A 15,854-nucleotide genomic window follows, 5' to 3' on the forward strand; every position below is an offset into this window, starting at 1 on the left:
CATGGCACACGCAAGTGCCCGCAAGGGCATCATTCTCGCCGGTGGCACCAGTACGCGGCTGCATCCGGCGACGCTGGCGGTCTCGAAGCAGCTGATTCCGGTTTACGACAAGCCGATGATCTACTACCCCCTGAGCACGCTCATGCTGACGGGTATCCGCGACATCCTCATCATTTCCACCCCGCTGGACACCCCCCGGTTCGAGCAGTTGCTCGGTGACGGCAGACAGTGGGGCCTCAATCTCAGCTATGAAGTCCAGCCCAGCCCGGATGGCCTCGCTCAGGCATTCATCATCGGGGCGGATTTCGTGGGCGATAGCCCCTGCGCGCTGGTGCTGGGTGACAACCTCTTTTATGGGCATAACTTTGCCAAAGGCCTGACGGCTGCCGATGCCTCGTCGGTGGGTGCGACCGTGTTCGCCTATCCGGTGCACGATCCCGAGCGTTACGGTGTGGTCGAATTCGACGAAGCCGGTCGTGCGGTCAGCCTGGAAGAAAAGCCGGCGAAACCCAAGAGCCGTTATGCGGTGACCGGGTTGTACTTCTACGATGCGTCGGTGGTCGAGATTGCCAAAGGGCTCAAGCCGAGCCCGCGTGGTGAACTGGAGATCACGGACGTCAACAAACACTATCTGGAGCAGGGCAGGCTCGATGTTCAGGTGATGGGCCGAGGACATGCATGGCTCGATACCGGTACCCACGAAAGCCTGATCGAAGCGGGTCTTTTCATCCAGACCATCGAGAAGCGCCAAGGACTCAAGGTGGGGTGCCCAGAAGAGATCGCGTGGCGTCGCGGCTGGATCTCCAATGACCAACTTGCCGACTTGGCCAAGCCGCTGACCAAGAACGACTACGGTAAGTATCTGCAGCGCATCCTCGAAGAGCGGGTGTTCTGATGAAGGTGATCGATACCGATATCGATGCAGTCAAGATCATCGAGCCGGACGTGTTCGGCGATTCGCGCGGTTTCTTCCTCGAGAGCTTCAACGCAAAGCGTTTTGCCGAGGCAACTGGGGTGGAACTGCCCTTTGTTCAGGACAATCACTCGCGCAGTCAGCGGGGTGTCTTGCGCGGCTTGCACTATCAGATCAAACAAGCGCAGGGAAAACTGGTGCGCGTAGTGCGTGGTTCGGTGTTCGATGTTGCTGTCGACCTGCGCCGTAGCTCGTCCACGTACGGCGCTTGGGTCGGCGTAGAGCTGACTGAAGACAACAACCGCCAGTTGTGGGTGCCGCCGGGCTTTGCTCATGGTTTTCTGGTGATGTCGGCCTCGGCGGACTTCCTGTACAAGACCACTGACTACTACGCGCCCGAGCATGAGCGGAGCATTCTCTGGAACGATCCGGCCCTGGGCATTGAGTGGCCGCTGAATGGCGAACCGATGCTGTCTGGCAAGGACAAGGCCGGTATATTGCTCAAGGACGCTGAGGTCTACGAATGAAGCTGCTCGTGACCGGGGGCAACGGCCAGGTGGGCTGGGAGCTGGCCCGAAGCCTCATGCCCCTGGGTGAGGTTATTGCGCTTGACCGCAACGCATGCGACCTCTCAAAGCCAGACACCATAGCCGGCGTGGTCAGCGCCCATCAACCCGATGTGATCGTTAACGCGGCAGCGTACACCGCTGTGGACAAGGCAGAATCCGAGCCCGAGCTGGCTCATGCCATCAACGCGACAGCGGTCGGGGAGCTGGCGGTGGCCGCGCGCCAGGCGGGCGCGCTGCTCGTTCACTACTCGACCGATTATGTGTTTGACGGCACAAAGGCGGGTGCCTATCTGGAAACCGACCCCACTGCGCCAGTCAATGAGTACGGCCGCTCCAAGCTGGCAGGAGAGCGCGCGATCGAAGAGAGCGGATGTGATGCGCTGATTCTGCGCACGACGTGGGTCTATGCGGCGCGAGGCAAGAACTTCGTGGCCACGATGTTGCGACTGTTTGCCGAGCGCGAGGCGCTCACGGTGGTGGCCGATCAGTACGGTGCGCCCACATGGGCGCGCAATATCGCCGACGCCACTGCACACCTGGTGCGTTGGGCTGATGAGCGGCGTGGTGGTGCGGAGCCCGTGTTCCGGCGTTACAACCTGTGTTCGGCGGGGCGCACTTCCTGGCATGGCTTTGCCGAAGAAATTCGCGCCCAAGCCAGGGCGCAATGGCCGGAACGCGCGTGGGCGGTGAAGTCGATTTCGCCGATCCCGAGTTCGGACTATCCGGTACCCGCCCCTCGGCCAGCGAACTCGTCGCTCGATAATTTTGCACTGCACAATGAAACCGGGATTACAATGCCCCACTGGAAGGTTGCGCTCGCAGCCTGTCTGGCGGAGATGGCAAACCAGTGAGCGGTTTCGAGAATTTTGCGCAGGAAGCCCGCGATATAGAGCGTGCGCTTGAGATGCATGGCATTGCAATGGGCATCGACTGGAACGACACGGCCTCGGTTCGTTGTCTCGCGGCCGAGGCGCTCAAGAGCCAACCGGCAACCACCAAGGCGCTGGTGCTCTCCAAAGACCCGGCCACACGAGCCAAGGGCGAAATCTTTGCCCTCTCCAATCTCATGCTGAAAATCATGGCCGAGAGCGCGGGGATCGGGGTTCACACCCACGGCGGATGCGCCTGGAAATCCTTCGCTCGAGCCTTGTACGCGATCACTGAAACAAAATCACGCACAGCACCGAAGTGATCTGTTACATATCTGTCATTATTTAAACGTCATAACATGAGATCTCCAAACTCAAGGAGATTGAAGAATGACTTTCCCGTTTCGTGCCGGTATCACGCTGGCTGCACTTGTGTCCTCAACGGCGGTCATGGCCGCTCCCTCTGTCGGCGATCTGGCGTTTACTGCGGTCAATGCCGATGAGGATGGATTTGCGCTGACAAGCTTCGTGGATCTGGCGGCTGGCGAACAGCTCTATTTCACCGACCGTGAGTGGAACGGCGCACTTCCAGGCGCTGGCGGCGCTTTCCTGACGGGCGAGGGCGTGCTGAGCTGGACATTGGACGCCAATGTGGCGGCGGGCGAAGTGATCCGCTTTGCCTCGGTCAATAGTGCGACGAGTTTGTGGTCGTCCGTCGGCGATTTGGGAAGGTCCGGGAGCTTTTCCCTGGCAGCGCTCACCGATTCAGTTACGCTGTACCTTGATCAGGCAGGCGTCATCACACCTTTGGCCGCCATTGGCTGGGGCGGGTTCGTTCCATCGCCGGGTGCCGGCCTTGACGGTGCTGTCGTCAATCTGGACGGGCGTGTGGACTTTGCTGAGTACGTGGGGCCGCGCAGTGGTGAAACGACGCTTGAGGCTTACCGCACGTCGTTGCTCGACACGTCTCAGTGGATTGTCCGCAAGGAGACCATCGAAACCAACACGGCGCCCTATCTGGGTGGCTTCACTGTGACTGCGCCGGTGCCTGAGCCCGAAACCTATGCCATGATGCTGGCGGGCCTGGGCATGATCGGGACCATGGTCAAACGCCGACGCAAGTGCTGAGATTCAATGCATTCTGAAACGACAAAGGCGCCTTCACAGGCGCCTTTGCCGTTGCGTCCGGTTGGCCTCAGGGCAGGCGCTGCTCGTTGGCGAACAGGTCTTCGACACGCTCGCGAGCGCGGATGGGGTGGCAACGATCTCCGTCGACCATGACCTCGGCCGCGCGCGGTCGCGTATTGTAGTTCGACGCCATGGTCATGCCATACGCCCCGGCCGACAGGATGGCAAGCAGATCACCTGCGCGGACAGCAAGCTTGCGGTCTCGAGCGAGGAAGTCGCCGCTCTCACAGATCGGCCCCACCACGTCGTACACATCGGCCGTCACATCACTTTTCTCGACTTCGACGACGGCATGATAGGCGTCATACAGTGCCGGTCGGGCAAGGTCGTTCATGGCCGCGTCGACGATAGCAAAGTGCTTTTCCTCACCATGCTTGAGAAACTCGACTCGCGTAAGCAAGAGCCCGGCATTGCCAACGAGTGAGCGACCTGGTTCCAGATGGATGGCTTCCGGACGGTCTTTCAAGACCTCAAGCACCGGTGCCAGGAATGCATCGGCGTGCGGCGCTGATTCATCTTCGTAGCGGATGCCCATCCCGCCCCCGATATCGATGTGATGCAACTCGATGCCGGCGTCGTTGATCTGTTCGACCAGCGCGAGCACCCGTTCTGCGGCTTCGGCCACTGGCGCGGCATCGAGCAACTGTGAGCCAATATGCGAGGCAATGCCGTGAATGGCGATGCCCGGCGTTTGGGCCGCGCGACGATACAGCGAGAGTGCATCGTCGTAGGCCACACCGAACTTGTTGGCCTTCAGACCGGTCGAGATGTAGGGGTGGGTCTTGGGGTCCACATCCGGGTTGACGCGAAACGCGATCGGCGCCACCTTGCCCATGGTCGCGGCGGTCTCTCCGAGCCGCACGAGTTCTTCGGGCGACTCGATATTGAAACAGCCAATGCCAGCCTCAAGTGCCAGGCGCATTTCCGCTTCCGTTTTGCCGACACCCGAGAACACGACCTTGGCCGGGTCGCCACCGGCAGCGATGACGCGTTGGAGTTCTCCACCCGAGACGATGTCAAAACCGGCACCAAGACGCGCAAACGCGTCCAGGATGCCGAGGTTGGAGTTGGCCTTGACGGCATAGCAGATCATTGCCTTGCGACCGGCTAGCGCTGTTTCGTAGGCGCGATAGGCGTCCGTCAGGGCCTTGCGAGAGTACACGTAGGTGGGCGTGCCGAATTGAGCGGCAATATCGCTCAATGCGACGGATTCAAGCTGGAGCTGATCTGTGCCCGTGAGGGTCGGGATCGGAAACGCGGTCATTTGTTCGGTTCTTCCTGGGCAGATTTGCTACCATCCGCTGCGCTGATGTCGGGCCGTTCAGGCACAAACAGAGCGCCTTTGATGCCGCATGCACTCAAGCTCAGCACTGCGGTCAGGATCAGGAGAAGGCGGGTGGAGGTCATGGCGGACTCGACGGGAAAAGGGAAAATGCTAGCAGAAACAGGGGGCAGCAATGGATGAGTCAGTATTTGTTTCCATGGCGGAAAAAGAACTCGCGCATATCGAAGATGCGCTTGAGCAATGCGGTGTGGACATCGATATCGAACCGCAGCCCGGAGGCATACTGGCGCTGACGTTCGAGGATGACTCGCAGATCATCATCAATCGCCATGTGGCGGCCCGCGAAATCTGGGTTGCGGCGCGCAGTGGTGGATTCCACTTCCGTCCGGTCGACGGCGACTGGCGGGACTCGCGTTCGGGCGAAGATCTGTATGTCTTGCTCTCACGCGTGATCAGCGATCAGGCAGGCGAGCCCGTCCGGCTGGAGCCCGCCTGATCGTACTTATTGTATGGGTGTCGGCCGAATGACCGGTCGCGGCGCTGCGTCAAGGACGGGCGCTGGTGTTGGACGAAGGTCTTCGACCGGCGCCGGTGGCTGAACCCGCGGTTCGATCTTGATGGGTGCCTGGGGCGGGGCCTCGCTGTCACCGCCGAACAGCCCACCCGGGAACGCCGGGATGACTTCCGATGGGGCATCCATCGGTGCCGTGGCGTGTTCAAGCAGATCGTCGGGAAGCTCGGGCGGGATCGGCGCTTCGTTCTCGGCATACACCCAGTCCGGCTCGATGCCTTCCACCGCTGCCACCCGGGCGACTCGGGCTGGCTTGGGTATCGACTTGTTCTTTACGCCGTCCAGCGCGACCTTCATGTAGTCGATCCAGATCGGTAGCGCCGTGCGGCCGCCTGTTTCTCCCCTACCGAGATTACTGGGCTGGTCAAAGCCGACCCATGCCACCGTGACAATGTCCGGGTTATAACCACAGAACCAGGCGTCCACATAGTCGTTGGTTGTGCCGGTCTTGCCGGCGAGGTCGCTACGCCCCAAGGATTTCGCCCGCGCGGCTGTGCCGGCGTTGACCACATCCTGAAGCATCGAATTCATCACGAAAGCGTTGCGTTCGTCGAGCACCCTCGCCGCCGATTTCCCGGCGACCGGGGCGTCGACGCGCGCCAGAATGTTGCCGTCACTGTCCTGAATTTCCTTGATCACGTACGGCTGAATCCGATAGCCGCCATTGGCGAAAACCGCATATCCGGTGGCCATTTGCCAAGGTGTGGCTGAGCCTGCGCCCAGTGCCATGGTCAAATAGGCCGGCGTGCGATCCGCCGAGAAGCCGAAACGGGTCGCGAAGTCCTGGGTGTAGTCGGGGCCGATCGACTGCAGCAAGCGGATCGAGACCATGTTCTTCGACTTGGCCAGGGCACGACGAAGTGTCATGGGGCCTTCGTACTTGTGATCATAGTTCGCGGGCTCCCACGCTTGAGACCCGGTGACCCCTGGCGGGAAGTAGAGCGGCTCGTCTTCCACGTAGCTGCCAGGGCTGAAGCCGCGCTCAAGTGCCGCGGAATACACGAAAGGCTTGAAGCTTGATCCAGGCTGGCGATACGCCTGTGTCGCGTGATTGAACTTGTTGCGGAAATAGTCGTAGCCGCCCACCAGCGCACGGACCGCGCCATCATCTGCGTTGATTGCAACGAGTGCGCCCTCGACGGTCGGCAGCTGGCGAATGGTCCAGCCCAGCTTGTCTTCCTGCTGAAGGCGGATGACGGCCCCCGGGCGGATCCGTTTGGCGGCCGGTGCCTTGGTGGCCAGCATGGGGGCCGCAAAGCTCAGGGCCTTGCCTTCGATCTCGTACGATTTGCCGTTGCGATAGGCCACCACTTTCTTGGGCGTCGCTTCGGTCACCACGGCGGCGAGCATGTCTCCATAGTCGGGCAGTTCATCTAGCGCCTCGTCCATGGCCTCGGTGCGCAGCTCGCCGGCCGGCGGTAGTTCGATGAATTTCTCTGGGCCACGGTAACCATGCCGCAGGTCGTACGCGATGAGTCCATCGCGCAGGGCGCGGTAGGCGGCTTCCTGCTCGTCCTTGCGGATCGTGGTGATGATCCGGATGCCGAGTTCGTAGGCCTTGTCTTCGAACTGCTCGACTGCGATCTGGCGTGCCATTTCAGCTACGTAATCGGCATGCACCGTGGATGCTTCGTTGCGATCAGTCGTGACTGCTTTGAAGGGCTCGGTCTTGGCGCTTTCGAGTTCGGCCGTGGAAATGTAGCCCAGCTCGTTCATGCGCCGAAGGACATAGTGCTGGCGGAGACGGGCGCGTTCCGGGTTGACGACCGGGTTGTACTTGGACGGTGCCTTGGGCAAACCCGCGAGCATGGCGGCTTCGGCAACAGTCAGGTCGGCGAGTGGCTTTCCATAGTAGGTTTTTGCCGCCGCTGAGAACCCGTAGGCACGCCGACCGAGATAGATCTGGTTGATATAGAGCCCAAGGATCTGGTCTTTCGTCAGATTTTTCTCGATCTTGAGCGAAAGCAGGATTTCGTAGATTTTTCGGGTGTAGGACTTTTCGCGCGAGAGAAAGAAATTGCGCGCCACCTGCATCGTGATGGTGGAGGCGCCTTGCGCCTTGCCACCCGAGAGCAGGTTGGCCGAGGCGGCTCGAGCGATGCCCAGGACATCAACCCCCGGATGCTCGTAGAAACGCTCGTCCTCGGCGGCGAGAATCGCGTGCTTGAGGACTTCGGGCACCGTGTTGATGTCGACGAAATTCCGCCGCTCCTCGCCGTATTCGCCGATCAGGTGGCCGTCGGCGGTATAGATCCGTAACGGGATCTTGGGCTGGTAGTCGGTCAGGATGTCGAGGGACGGTAGCTTCGGCCAGGCAAAGGCAACGACGGCTGCCAAAGTAGCCATTCCGAGCACGACAAGGCCAATCAGGGCCAAAAACGGGTAAAGAACCCAGCGCATGCGTCGTAAATATCCGTGAGTAAATCGCGCAATTATACGTTTTGCGGCGGTGCGGCACCAATCAGTGTGTGACAGAGATGTTTGTTTACACATGCCATCGTTGTTGCTAGCATTGAAGCCGTTTTTCACATGTTGCGCCTAACATGAAGAAATTTAAGGATTTTCTTTGTGATTGACTTGTCGGTTTTTAACCCGAAGGCGCGCCCCTTGGTTGGGCTCGATATCTCTTCTTCATCGGTAAAGCTCGTCGAGCTTTCCGGTGGTCTCAAAGAAGGGATTCGGATGGAGCGCTATGCGGTAGAGTCGTTGCCCAAGGATGCTGTGTCCGATGGCAATATCGTTAACCTCGACGGCGTCGCGGACACCATCAAGCGTGCGTTGCGACGCATGGGGCCGGGTATTCGAAATGTCGCCATGGCCTTGCCTGCATCTGCTGTCATCACGAAGCGGATTCTTCTGCCTGCGGGATTACGCGAGCAGGAGATGGAGGTTCAGGTTGAGGCTGAGGCCAACCAGTACATTCCGTTCGCGCTCGATGAGGTCAATCTGGATTTCCAGGTCATTGGGGAATCCGGTGACGCCGAAGGCGAACTCGATGTTCTCATCGCGGCCTCGCGAAAAGAGAAGGTGGAAGACCGGATTGCCGCGGCTGAAGCTGCAGGTCTCAAACCGGTGATCATGGATGTCGAGTCCTTCGCTGCCCAAGCGGCCTTCCATCATGTCGCTCGTCAGCTTCCCGGTCAGGGCAAGGGCAGCATCATTGCGCTGGTCGACATCGGCGCCAATCTGCTCAATGTCACCGTGCTGCGCGATGGCGTTCAGGTCTATGCCCGCGAGCAGGCGTTCGGTGGTCAGCAGCTGACACAGGATATTGCGCGTCAATACGGGATGAGTGCAGAAGAGGCGGAGTCCGCGAAGCGTAGCGGCAGCCTGCCCGAGAACTACACATCGGAGTTGCTTCGCCCCTTCATGGACAGCCTGGCGCTTGAGGTGTCTCGTGCCCTCCAGTTCTTCTTTACCTCGACGCAGTTCAATCAGGTGGACCACATCGTTCTCGCGGGTGGCTGTGCCGTGATTCCGGGCCTGGCCGAAGTCGTTGGCGGACGCACTCAGGTCGACACCATTGTGGCCAACCCGTTCGCAAAAATGCAGCTTGCTTCCAAGGTGCGCCCGAAGAACCTCATAGCCGATGCGCCCTCGCTTCTTGTGGCGTGCGGCCTTGCTCTCCGGAGGTTTGATTCATGATTCGGATCAACCTGCTTCCTCACCGCGAGGAGGCACGCCGGCAACGCCGAAACAATTTCTACGCTCTGGTCGGTGCAATGGCCTTGGCCGGCGTCGTGATCGGTGCGATCGTCAGCTTTGCGATCGGCGAGGTCATTGATGCTCAGGAGAAAAAGAACAACTTCCTGCGCACCGAGATCGCCAAGCTCGACAAGGATATCGCTGAAATCAAGCGCTTGCGTGGCCAGATCGAAGCACTCCTTGCCCGCAAACAGGTCATTGAGTCGCTTCAGGGAAATCGGGCCGAGACCGTGAATTTGCTCAACGCTTTGGCTCGACAGACGCCCGAAGGTATCTACCTGCAGGGCATCAAACAGCGCGGCAAGGTGGTTGAGTTGTCGGGTTACGCTCAGTCCAATGCCAGGGTATCCACGCTGATGCGCAATCTGGATGGCTCTGAGTATCTCGAAAAGCCTGAACTGAAAGAGGTCAAGGCAGCAACGGTTGATGGACGCCGGGTCAGTCAGTTCGTACTGGAGATATCGTTTGCACGACCAGTCAAGGACGAAGAGCCGCCCGCCACAGCTGCAGGGAGGAAGAGCTAAATGGTTAAATCATTAAGCTCGAAGCCAGCGGCGCAAATAGATTTCAAGCGTCTCGCTGACGATTTCAAGGGCCTGGACAACGATCCGGGTGTATGGCCACTTGCGCCGCGTGTCGCGACACTCGCATTTGTACTGGCGCTCGTCGTGGGGCTGGCTTACTGGTTCGTCTGGCAGGGGCAGGTCGAGACGCTCGAAAAGAGTGAAAAGGCCGAGCTCGATCTGAAGGACGAGTGGCGTAACAAGAAGCGGCAGTCGGTCAACCTTGATGCTCATCTGGCGCAACTTGCCGAGATTGATCGTCAGTTTGGCGCCTTGCTCAGACAGCTTCCCAACCGTGCCGAGATGGATTCTCTACTGGCTGATATCAACCAGGCGGGTATCGGGCGTGGCTTGCTCTTTCAGCTGTTCAAACCCGGTGGCGAGAACGTCAAGGAGTTCTACGCGGAGATGCCGATCGACGTGAGTCTTGTCGGCGAATACCACGACCTCGGCGCGTTTGCGGGCGATGTGGCCAAGATGCCGCGTATCGTGACATTGAATAACCTGGAAATACTCCGGGAAAAACCGGACGAGCCACTGCGGATGAAGGCTTCTGCCGTGACCTATCGCTACCTGGATGAAGAAGAGCTGGCGGCGCAAGCAAAAGCGAAAGCCGAGGCTGCCAAGAAGAGGAAGTGACGTGCGAATGAAGAAAATATTATTCCTCGTGCCCTTTCTATTGCTCGGGTGCAGTGGTGAGCAGGAAGATCTGAAGGCCTGGATGGAAAAGGAAACCGCGGGCATGCGGGGGCAGGTCAAGCCGCTGCCCGAGATGGAGCCATTCCCGTCGGTGGACTACGAAGGCTTTGCTTTGAGTTCACCCTTCGATCCGTCGAAATTCGTTGCTGCCGCGATTCCGATCGCCTCCAGTGGTGTACGGCCGGACGTCAATCGTCAGCGGGAGCCGCTCGAAGCTTTCCCGCTTGAATCGCTGAAAATGGTTGGGTCAATGACGAAAAATGGCGTTGGCCACGCGCTGATCGATGCTGACGGCAGTGTGTATCAAATCAAGACAGGTAATTACATGGGCCAGAATTTTGGTGTCGTGACCAAGATTTCAGAAACAGAAGTCACCTTGAAAGAGTTGGTAGAAGATCTGAACGGCGATTGGGTTGAAAGAACAACCCCGCTGTACTTGCAGGGTCCGCAGGAGACAACGCAATGAAGTTGATGAATAGGTTCTTGACGGTTTTCGCAGCGACTCTTCTCGCGCTGGCGCCTGCATTCGCTCAAGATCAAACAGCCGGCGCTCAGGAGGTTCAGAGCGCGGGAAACCAGATCAAGGCACTTGATGTGTCGCGACAGGGCAGCGATATCTTCGTCCGACTGACGCTCGAGCAACCATTGGCTCAGCCGCCGGCCAGCTTCAGTGTCGCCAATCCGGCCAGGATTGCTTTTGATTTTCCGGCAACCGCAAATGCAACCGGTCGCAACGTTCAGGAGATTGAAGAAGGCGACCTGCGTAGTGCCAACATCGTCCAGGTGGGCGACCGTACCCGAGTCGTGCTCAATATGCTGCGCATGGCGCCTTACGACACCAAGGTCGATGGCAATTACGTAACGATCGCACTGACGCCTGTGCGTCGCGATCCTTCGGAAATGACGCCTGCGGACCGCCCGTTCGCGAGTTTTGCCAGTACCTCGGCATCTTCTGACGAAGGTGGCAAGGCGATCCGCGATGTCAATTTCCGCCGTGGTGCCGATGGCGAGGGTCGCATCATTGTTGAACTGAGCAATCCCGACACTGGCATCGATATCCGTCAGCAAGGAGGTTCTCTCATTGTTGATTTCCTCGGGACCAATCTGCCTGCAAGTCTGCGCAAGAAATCCGACGTCACCGATTTCGCGACGCCAGTGACGCAGATGACGGCGCAGCAGCAAGGTGCAAACGCACGCCTGGTTGTCAAACCGAACGGGTTGTGGGAGCACAATGCTTACCAGAGCGACAACCAGTTCGTGCTCGAAGTGAAACGGGTTCTTGAAGACCCGAAGAAACTGATTCAAGGCGGCGGCGACAAGTATCAGGGCGAGAAACTCTCCCTGAACTTCCAGAACATCGATGTCCGTTCCGTGTTGCAGGTGATCGCCGACTTTACCAACTTCAACATCATCACGAGCGAGAGCGTTCAAGGTAGCCTCACGCTGCGTTTGAAAGATGTCCCTTGGGATCAGGCGCTTGACATCATTCTTCAGTCCAAAGGGCTGGACAAACGCAAGCACGGTAACGTGATCTGGATTGCACCAAGAGACGAGATCGCTGCCCGCGAGAAGCTTGAGTTGGAGTCAAAGCAGCAGATCGGCGATCTTGAGCCGCTCAAGACGGAAAGCTTTCAGATCAATTATCACGAAGCCAAGGCGATCTACGATTTCCTGAAAGACAAGGACCAGACGGTTCTGTCCAAGCGCGGTAGCGTGATCGTTGATGAGCGAAGCAACAAGGTGTTCGTGACCGACGTGTCAAACCGGCTGGAGGATCTGCGTCGCTTGATTACCGAAATCGATGTGCCGCCGCGTCAAGTGTTGATCGAAGCACGTATTGTCGAAGCGAGCAAAGGCTTTGCACGTGATCTTGGGGTGAGGCTAGGTGCTGATACCGCTGGAAAGTCGCTCGGGTTCATTGGTGGGTCGCGTCTCGCTGTTAGCGGCTCGGTCGTTGATACCGGCTTCCACACAGGCCAGACGGCGAGTTCAACGTTCCTGGGCGATACGTTGATGCTTAATATGCCTGCGTCTCCATCAACCGGAACGCCCGCTCAGATTGGCTTTACGCTGTTCAACAGCGCCATGACGCGATTCCTTAACCTGGAATTGTCAGCGCTTGAGGTGGATGAGCGCGGCCGCGTCATCTCGAGCCCGCGCGTACTGACGGCCAATCAGGTTGAAGCAATTATGGAGCAGGGTACCGAAATTCCATACCAGAGTGCGACCAGCTCCGGTGCAACATCCGTGCAGTTCCGGAAAGCAGTGCTTTCACTCAAGGTTCGACCGAACATCACGCCTGACGGTCGCATCCAGTTGTTCGTGGATGTGAACAAGGATCAGCCGGGCCAGGTGGTTCCGGGGGGTGTCGCCATCGACACCAAGCACGTGAAAACTGAAGTGCTTGTTGAAAACGGAGGTACCGTCGTGATCGGTGGCGTGTATGAGGAAACCGAGCGTAACCAGGTGGATCGAGTCCCTGTGCTTGGCGAGATTCCCGTCCTTGGTGCGTTGTTCCGAAACACCCAGAACGTGTCTGAGCGTAGTGAACTCTTGATCTTCATCACGCCGCGAGTTGTGACCCAGGCGCTGTCGCTGCGTTGAAAACATGGTGTCAGCTGATGTAGGTCCGGCTGGCGCTGTTATTGCTGCATCCCTGCCCTGCATCGTGCTCGTTGGCATGATGGGGGCGGGCAAAACGACGGTCGGACGCGAGTTGGCAAAGCGTCTCGGCCGTCGCTTCGTTGACAGCGATCACGAGATTGTCGATCGCACCGGTGTGTCCATACCGGTGATCTTCGACGTCGAAGGCGAAGACGGATTCAGAAAACGCGAGACCATGGTCATCGACGAGCTGTCGAACGACACAGGTGTCGTTCTGGCGACTGGCGGTGGGGTGGTTCTTCGACCGGAGAATCGGGAGATTCTCAAATCCCGCTGTCGCGTCGTCTACCTAGATGTGCCACCGCAGACCCTGTTTGAACGGACGCGGCATGACAAGAATCGACCTCTACTCCAGGTTGAGAATCCTCGGGCAAAGATCGAGTCTCTTTACCGTGAGCGGGACCCACTGTACCGGGAGGTGGCTCATTTGGTTGTGAGTGGTGGGCGAGGCAGTGCAAAATCAATGCTTCGGAAAATCGAGAAGGCACTGCAAGAGCAATGCGCAAACTGAATGTCGCCCTTGGTGAACGTAGTTACCCCATCCTGATTGGTCGTGGATTGCTGGACCGTGGTGACCTGATCGCGGAGCGCTTGCGCACGCCGAAGGTTGCCATCGTCACAAACGATGTTGTCGGGCCGCTCTATCTGCGTCGGCTGGAAGCTGCGCTTGATGAGGCGGGTATTGCGTATACTTCGATCATTCTGCCAGACGGGGAGCAGCACAAGACGCTTGAGACCTTGAACCGGGTTTTCGATGGTTTGCTCTCATCCCATTGCGACCGGAGTACTTCCATAGTTGCGCTGGGTGGGGGCGTCATCGGGGACATGGCCGGTTTTGCGGCAGCGACTTACCAGCGCGGCGTCGATTTTGTGCAGATTCCGACGACCTTGCTTGCTCAGGTCGATTCCAGCGTAGGCGGCAAGACGGCGGTCAATCATCCGCTTGGCAAGAACATGATTGGTGCCTTCCATCAGCCCAAACTGGTGCTGGCTGATACCGATACACTTGCTACCTTGCCAGACCGCGAGCTGAAAGCCGGTATGGCCGAGGTGGTGAAATACGGTCTCATTCGCGATGAGGCCTTCTTCGAGTGGCTCGAGTCGAACATGAGCGGTCTTCTGGCCCGCGATACCGACTTGCTGTCGGAGGCAATCGAGCGTTCCTGCGTCAACAAGGCCCGTATCGTCGCTGAAGATGAGACCGAGCGGGGCGTGCGTGCTCTGCTAAATCTTGGGCATACTTTCGGGCATGCAATCGAAGCGGGCGTCGGCTATGGTCAATGGCTCCATGGTGAAGCGGTGGGCGCCGGCATGGTGATGGCGGCCCGGCTTTCCGAGCGTCTGGGCTATCTGCCCGCAGATCAATGCTCCCGGGCAATTGCCCTTATCGAGCGTGCCGGCTTGCCGGTCGTGGGGGCTGGGCTTGGGGCGGATCGCTACCTTGAACTCATGTCGCATGACAAGAAGGTTGAGGCGGGAAGGCTACGGCTGATTCTCATGCGAGCGATCGGTGACGCAGAGATATTCGCCGATGTGCCCGTGAGCGAGATTGCCGCGGCGATCGAGCAGTGTTGTCTGCGATGAGTGGCGTTGCTGAATACGCAGTTGATGAGGCCCGTTCGCGGGGGCGCAAGCACCGCGAAGCATCGCCCAGTGCGCGTAGCGAGTTTCAGCGCGACCGGGATCGTATCGTTCACTCGACCGCGTTTCGCCGTCTGGAGTACAAAACTCAGGTTTTCGTGAATCACGAAGGCGACCTGTTCCGTACTCGCCTGACCCACAGCATCGAAGTCGCGCAGATCACACGCTCGCTCGCGCGTGCACTGCGGCTCAACGAGGATCTGGCTGAAGCCATTGCGCTGGCGCATGACCTCGGGCACACCCCCTTTGGGCATGCCGGCCAGACGGCGCTGAACGACTGCATGCGACCTTATGGCGGTTTTGAACACAACCTCCAGTCTCTCCGAACGGTTGAGCTGCTCGAGGAGCACTACGCTCAGTTCGACGGCCTGAATCTGATGTATGAGACCCGTGAGGGTATTCTCAAGCACTGTTCGCGCGCGAATGCTCAGCAGCTGGGAGAGCTTGGTGAGCGCTTCCTCAAGGGCGAACAGCCATGCCTGGAGGCTCAGCTGGCCAACCTGGCCGATGAGATTGCCTATAACAACCACGATGTCGACGATGGTTTGCGTTCCGGCCTGATTACCCTCGATCAGCTTGAGTCCGTTGACGTGTTTGCAGTGCAGCGACGTGAGGTGGAAACGACCTACCCCGACCTTGCCGGCAGGCGTCTGATTCACGAGACCATCCGCCGCATGATCAACCTGATGGCGCTTGATCTGATCGCTCAGACCAATGCCAATATCCACGAACATCAGGTTGAAACACTGGATGACGTCCACAGGGCACCTCGGCTTGTTGCCTACTCCGCACCGCTGCTGCCCAAGCTCAAAGAACTCAAGAGCTTTCTGCGTGAAAACCTGTACCACCACTACCAGGTGCTACGTATGACCGATAAGGCCAAACGCATAATCGCCGACCTGTTTGGCGCTTTCATGGCCGACCCGCGTCTTCTTCCGCCGCAATATCAGCTGCGCGCCGAAGACGATACGCCAAGGGCAATTGCTGACTACATTGCCGGAATGACCGACCGCTACGCCATGCGCGAACATCGACGGTTGTTCGCAATTGGCGAGATTTATTAAGCCCTTGCGTTCATTGCGCACTGCAAAAAGGGCTTGAACGAGAGTCGCTCGAAAGGTATATTCGAGAGTCCGCCCAATAGTTCATAACGGCCTCTTTCCGGGGGCCGTGGAGAGCCGGCGCGT

The 15,854-nt window shown here is 58.7% G+C and carries 17 protein-coding genes; 14 read left to right on the top strand and 3 right to left on the bottom strand.

The genetic code is table 11. The features are described 5' to 3' along the window. Position 1: 1 nt before the first annotated feature. The 5 genes from rfbA to J0W34_RS04065 all read left to right on the top strand — a co-directional run bounded on the left by rfbA (position 2) and on the right by J0W34_RS04065 (position 3,479). Entirely contained in the window at positions 2–895 is an 894-nt protein-coding gene (gene rfbA, locus J0W34_RS04045; protein WP_230970784.1) for a glucose-1-phosphate thymidylyltransferase RfbA, read from the top strand. Further along, positions 895–1,440 carry a dTDP-4-dehydrorhamnose 3,5-epimerase gene (gene rfbC, locus J0W34_RS04050; protein WP_230970785.1) on the top strand — a complete coding sequence of 182 codons (546 nt, stop codon included), beginning with the start codon at positions 895–897 and terminating at the stop codon, positions 1,438–1,440. Before rfbA ends, rfbC begins: the two co-directional genes overlap by 1 nt. After that, positions 1,437–2,333 (top strand): dTDP-4-dehydrorhamnose reductase, encoded by an 897-nt coding sequence (gene rfbD, locus J0W34_RS04055; protein WP_227815751.1) that lies wholly within the window; start codon positions 1,437–1,439, stop codon positions 2,331–2,333. The genes rfbC and rfbD overlap by 4 nt, the downstream gene beginning before the upstream one ends. Then, the gene (locus tag J0W34_RS04060; RefSeq protein WP_227815752.1) at positions 2,330–2,674 is read left to right on the top strand and encodes a hypothetical protein; all 345 of its coding nucleotides are present in this window, start codon (positions 2,330–2,332) and stop codon (positions 2,672–2,674) included. The genes rfbD and J0W34_RS04060 overlap by 4 nt, the downstream gene beginning before the upstream one ends. 67 nt (positions 2,675–2,741) lie before the next feature. Then, positions 2,742–3,479 (top strand): PEP-CTERM sorting domain-containing protein, encoded by a 738-nt coding sequence (locus J0W34_RS04065; protein WP_230970786.1) that lies wholly within the window; start codon positions 2,742–2,744, stop codon positions 3,477–3,479. A gap of 67 nt (positions 3,480–3,546) precedes the next feature. Here J0W34_RS04065 and lysA read toward each other — a convergent pair whose 3' ends face one another. Continuing rightward, a complete protein-coding gene (lysA, locus tag J0W34_RS04070) occupies positions 3,547–4,803 on the bottom strand; it encodes a diaminopimelate decarboxylase (protein WP_230970787.1) in 1,257 nt (418 codons plus the stop codon). Next, a complete protein-coding gene (lptM, locus tag J0W34_RS04075; RefSeq protein WP_230970788.1) occupies positions 4,800–4,946 on the bottom strand; it encodes an LPS translocon maturation chaperone LptM in 147 nt (48 codons plus the stop codon). The genes lysA and lptM overlap by 4 nt, the downstream gene beginning before the upstream one ends. Positions 4,947–4,996: 50 nt before the next feature. On the opposite strand from lptM, the gene cyaY reads away from it, so the two are divergent. After that, positions 4,997–5,320 (top strand): iron donor protein CyaY, encoded by a 324-nt coding sequence (gene cyaY / locus J0W34_RS04080; protein ID WP_230970789.1) that lies wholly within the window; start codon positions 4,997–4,999, stop codon positions 5,318–5,320. 6 nt (positions 5,321–5,326) lie between these two features. On the opposite strand, the gene J0W34_RS04085 is transcribed toward cyaY, so the two are convergent. Next, positions 5,327–7,795 carry a penicillin-binding protein 1A gene (locus J0W34_RS04085; RefSeq protein ID WP_230970790.1) on the bottom strand — a complete coding sequence of 823 codons (2,469 nt, stop codon included), beginning with the start codon at positions 7,793–7,795 and terminating at the stop codon, positions 5,327–5,329. 168 nt (positions 7,796–7,963) lie between these two features. On the opposite strand from J0W34_RS04085, the gene J0W34_RS04090 reads away from it, so the two are divergent. The 8 genes from J0W34_RS04090 to J0W34_RS04125 are packed head-to-tail and all read left to right on the top strand — an operon-like array spanning position 7,964 to position 15,731. After that, positions 7,964–9,040 (top strand): pilus assembly protein PilM, encoded by a 1,077-nt coding sequence (locus J0W34_RS04090; RefSeq protein ID WP_227815758.1) that lies wholly within the window; start codon positions 7,964–7,966, stop codon positions 9,038–9,040. Beyond that, a complete protein-coding gene (locus J0W34_RS04095; protein ID WP_227815759.1) occupies positions 9,037–9,624 on the top strand; it encodes a PilN domain-containing protein in 588 nt (195 codons plus the stop codon). Before J0W34_RS04090 ends, J0W34_RS04095 begins: the two co-directional genes overlap by 4 nt. Next, on the top strand, positions 9,625–10,302 hold the full coding sequence (locus J0W34_RS04100; protein ID WP_230970791.1) for a type IV pilus inner membrane component PilO: 678 nt from the start codon (positions 9,625–9,627) through the stop codon (positions 10,300–10,302). A 7-nt stretch (positions 10,303–10,309) separates the two neighbouring features. Continuing rightward, complete coding sequence (locus tag J0W34_RS04105; RefSeq protein WP_227815761.1) at positions 10,310–10,828, top strand: pilus assembly protein PilP; 519 nt, start codon at positions 10,310–10,312, stop codon at positions 10,826–10,828. Continuing rightward, a complete protein-coding gene (gene pilQ / locus J0W34_RS04110; protein ID WP_407941132.1) occupies positions 10,825–12,966 on the top strand; it encodes a type IV pilus secretin PilQ in 2,142 nt (713 codons plus the stop codon). The genes J0W34_RS04105 and pilQ overlap by 4 nt, the downstream gene beginning before the upstream one ends. A gap of 4 nt (positions 12,967–12,970) precedes the next feature. Next, positions 12,971–13,537: a shikimate kinase gene (locus J0W34_RS04115; RefSeq protein ID WP_227815762.1), complete on the top strand. Its 567-nt coding sequence runs from the start codon at positions 12,971–12,973 to the stop codon at positions 13,535–13,537. Further along, entirely contained in the window at positions 13,525–14,610 is a 1,086-nt protein-coding gene (gene aroB, locus J0W34_RS04120; RefSeq protein WP_227815763.1) for a 3-dehydroquinate synthase, read from the top strand. Before J0W34_RS04115 ends, aroB begins: the two co-directional genes overlap by 13 nt. Then, positions 14,607–15,731: a deoxyguanosinetriphosphate triphosphohydrolase gene (locus J0W34_RS04125; RefSeq protein ID WP_230970792.1), complete on the top strand. Its 1,125-nt coding sequence runs from the start codon at positions 14,607–14,609 to the stop codon at positions 15,729–15,731. Before aroB ends, J0W34_RS04125 begins: the two co-directional genes overlap by 4 nt. Positions 15,732–15,854: the final 123 nt, after the last annotated feature.

The sequence above is a fragment of the Nitrogeniibacter aestuarii genome (genome assembly GCF_017309585.1).
In the GTDB taxonomy this organism is placed as follows: domain Bacteria; phylum Pseudomonadota; class Gammaproteobacteria; order Burkholderiales; family Rhodocyclaceae; genus Nitrogeniibacter; species Nitrogeniibacter aestuarii.